1 protein-coding gene is annotated in these 983 nt (G+C 44.4%); it reads right to left on the reverse strand.

Translation table 11 applies throughout. The annotated features are described in order from the left end of the window. A partial coding sequence (locus QUB13_RS27000; RefSeq protein ID WP_333387295.1) for a tetratricopeptide repeat protein occupies positions 1 to 576 on the reverse strand: 576 nt, incomplete at its 3' end. Positions 577 to 983 lie beyond the last annotated feature (407 nt).

Consider the following 983-nt stretch of genomic DNA (forward strand, 5'->3'; position numbering starts at 1 on the left):
GGTGTAAACTAATAAAGCCAATTCATAACAGGCGATCGCCTTTTCGATATTCTCGGCTTTGTCTTCCTTGATTCTGTTTCTGTAAGCATTTGCTAAATTATTTTGAGTCATCGCCCATTGTTGGGGAAAAGCGGCGCGGGTGTAAACTAATAAAGCCAATTCATAACAGGCGATCGCCTTTTCGATATTCTCGGCTTTGTCTTCCCAGATTCTGTCTTTGTAAGCAATTCCCAGACTGTTTTGATTATATCCCCAATCTTTTGGGTAAGCTTCGCGAGTAAAAATAATTAATCCTACTTCTAAACAAGCAATAGCAATTTCTATATTAGCGGCGCGACTTCCTAGGGGAAAACTGGAAATTGTAATATTAAAACTGTAGAGATTATCCGCAAAGTTGTATGCTTCTTCTGACTCCATTGCTGCGAGAGTTTGAGTTGCCCACTCGCGCAAGTATTGGGCAAAACCATCGTCTAATAATTCGAGATTGGCTTGCAGGATGGCGATTTGTTCGTCTTCTGGGGAGTTGAGGAGAGATTGGATTAGAGTGAGATAGGCTTGACGGCGTTGTTCGTTCATTTTTGATAACCCACGTTTGGGATATTTTACATTGTTTGTGGGGGGAATGCAAGATTGGCAGCGGATTTTGTAGCGGATTTAGCGGATGGATTTGGGGTTGGTTGCGGATTAATTGCGGGTTGATTGCGGAGGCCCCGGCGATTGGAAATCGCGTCTGCACAAACGATGTCCGCCTCTGCGGAGGAAGATGGTATTTGGGGATGGGAAATTATTGGATGAAATCTTCAACCCACGGAGGTGGGTTTTGTTTGTGTAAACCTGGTTTGAACCGCCGGGTTTTTGTCAATTGGAAATTTACATTGAGACCCCGGCGATTGGAAATCGCGGCTACACAAACGATGTCCGCCTCTGCGGAGGAAGATGGTATTTGGGGATGGGAAATTATTGGATGAAATCTTCAACCCACG

Origin of the sequence: Microcoleus sp. B4-D4 (genome assembly GCF_036705185.1) — a bacterium.
Lineage (GTDB): Bacteria > Cyanobacteriota > Cyanobacteriia > Cyanobacteriales > Microcoleaceae > Microcoleus.